Genomic DNA, 2331 nt, shown 5'->3' on the forward strand with positions numbered 1-2331 from the left:
GCTGTGCCCCGCGCCCCCGGTTCTACACTGTCAGCCATGCCCCACCTGCTCTTCGTGTGCCACGGCAACGTGGCGCGGTCCCCCGCCGCGGAGGTCGTCGCCCGCGCGCTTCTGCCCCGCTCCAGCGGGTGGACCGTCTCCAGCGCGGGGATCGGCGCGCTGCGGGGAGAGCCCGTGGCGGACGACGTCGCCCGCGCCCTCGCGCAGCGCGGCCTGGATCCCCGGGGGCACCGGGCCCGCCAGGTGAGCCCCGCGATGGTCGGGGAAGCCGACCTCGTGATCTGCATGGCCGGCGAGCAGCGGGCATGGCTCGTGGACGAGCTGCCCCGAGAGGCGGCCAAGCTCCTGGTGCTGGGTCAGGCGGAACGGCTCGCGGCGCGGGCACCCCGGCACGTGGTGGGTCTCGACCACCTGCTGCTGTCGCAGGAACCGGCCGTGGTGCAGGACGACGTGGCAGACCCCTTCCGCCAGGGGCCCGAGGCCGCGCGGGACGCGGTCGCGAGGATCGCCGCCGGCGTGGAGAACGTGGTGCGCCTCCTGGTGCCGGGAACGGGCTCCGGCACGGGCCTCGCTCCGCTGGACGAGCAGGGCGCACGGGTTCACGGCAGCTCCCACCTCAGGACGCCCCGTGCCGGGTGAGGACCGCCTTGACGGTCTTGAGCACGATGATGGCGTCCCCCACGAGTGACCAGTTCTCCACGTAGGACAGGTCCAGGCGCGTGCTCTCCTCCGCGGAGAGCTCCGAGCGCCCACCCACCTGCCACGGACCGGTGATCCCGGGCTTGACCTTGAGCCGGCGCAGGACGTGCTGCGGCAGCTGCGCCACCTCCCGGGGAAGCTGGGGGCGCGGGCCCACCACGGCCATGTCTCCGCGCAGCACGTTGACCAGCTGCGGCAGCTCGTCCACGGACCACGCGCGGATGATGCGGCCCACCCGCGTGACCCGCGGATCGTCGGGAACCTTGAAGAGGGGTGCGCAGGCCCGGTTGGCCTCGGCCAGGTGCGCGAGCTCCTCGTCCGCGCCGGGCCGCATGGAGCGGAACTTGTACATCGTGAAGGCGGTGCCGTCGATCCCCACACGCTCCTGCCGGTACAGCACCGGACCGCCGTCCTGGAGCTTCACGGCCAGCGCGGTGACGAGCAGCAGCGGCAGGGTCACGAGCAGCCCGGTGGCGGCGATCACCAGGTCGAAGGCCCGCTTGAGCGCGTACTTGGCCCCGGAGAACTGCGGGGTGTCCACCGCCATCAGCGGCAGCCCCTCCACGGGACGCCAGTGGATGCGGGGCCCGGCCACGTCCGTGAGGCGGCTCGTGAGCACCAGCTGCACGTCCGTGCCCTCGAACTGCCACGAGAGCTGGCGCAGGAACCTGCGGTCCGTGGGGACGTCGTCCGCCACGATCACGGTGCGGATGCCCGTCTCGTCCAGCAGGTCCATGATCCGGTCCCAGCGGCGCAGGTTCGGCAGCCGCGTGCCGTCCGAGAGGGTGAGCCCGTCAGGGGCGTCCGGCTCGGCGCACACCACCGCCGCCACGCGGTAGCCCGCGGCGGGAATGCGTCGGATGTGCTCCGCGGTCCAGGTCACCGCGCGCTGCGAGCCGATCAGCAGGGAGTCCTCGAGCATGGCCCCGGCGGCGCGACGGCGCACGAGCACCTGCCGCAGGATCCAGCGTCCGAGGAACAGCAGGAACACGCCCAGGGGAAGGGCGATCGCCAGGAAGCCGCGCGCCACGTCGATCAGCAGCAGCACGGCGATCATGGACAGACCGCCGAAGAGCACGAAGGTGGCGTGGGCCAGGGCCCGGTACTCCTCGTCCCCGAAACCCAGGCGGTGGTGCGAGTAGGCCCGGCTCGCGGCGAGCGCGATGATCCAGCTCACGCCGATCAGCGCCGAGATGGCGGGATACGTCAGCCAGTCCACGCCCACCACGGTGGTGCTCGAGGCGGCGTCGTCGAAGCGCGCGACGTTCGCGACCGCCATGGCGGTCGTCACTGCCACGACGTCGCTGAGGACGGCCGCCTGCCGGTACGGAACCCACCACGGGCGGGACGCCCGGCGGCCGGTCCCGCGAACGGGGGGTGTGGTGGCTCCGCGGGGGTGCTCCCCCCGATCGAGCTCACGAAGGCTCATGCGTGCACCTCCCAGCCCGCGGATCGTCCGGGCCACTCTACCAATGTTCATGCATCCGCGCGGATTTGTCCCCATGTCAGATCGGGGCCGGGGACGGCCACCGCGGCTGCCCTTGGGTCGCCCGAGGGATCGCCGACGGATCAGCATCAGCCCACCCCACAGCCTCGATGCGGTTGAATGATCTCGTGCCCACAGCGTCCACC

Annotated in this window: 2 protein-coding genes; one reads left to right on the plus strand and one right to left on the minus strand. The window is 72.6% G+C overall.

Annotation, left to right across the window (positions count from 1 at the left end):
• Positions 1–36 precede the first annotated feature (36 nt).
• Positions 37–639 (plus strand): arsenate reductase/protein-tyrosine-phosphatase family protein, encoded by a 603-nt coding sequence (locus D9R02_RS11670; protein WP_121566954.1) that lies wholly within the window; start codon positions 37–39, stop codon positions 637–639.
• On the opposite strand, the gene D9R02_RS11675 is transcribed toward D9R02_RS11670, so the two are convergent.
• Positions 617–2128 (minus strand): sugar transferase, encoded by a 1512-nt coding sequence (locus D9R02_RS11675; RefSeq protein WP_183085996.1) that lies wholly within the window; start codon positions 2126–2128, stop codon positions 617–619. The genes D9R02_RS11670 and D9R02_RS11675 overlap by 23 nt on opposite strands.
• Positions 2129–2331 lie beyond the last annotated feature (203 nt).

The organism is Kocuria rhizophila (assembly GCF_003667225.1).
In the GTDB taxonomy this organism is placed as follows: Bacteria; Actinomycetota; Actinomycetes; order Actinomycetales; family Micrococcaceae; genus Kocuria; species Kocuria rhizophila.

What these genes read in the sequence shown, in the direction of transcription:
- D9R02_RS11670 (WP_121566954.1), top strand. Translation starts at nt 37, where the DNA reads ATGCCCCACCTGCTCTTCGTGTGCCACGGCAACGTGGCGCGGTCCCCC.
- D9R02_RS11675 (WP_183085996.1), bottom strand. Translation starts at nt 2,128, where the DNA reads ATGAGCCTTCGTGAGCTCGATCGGGGGGAGCACCCCCGCGGAGCCACC.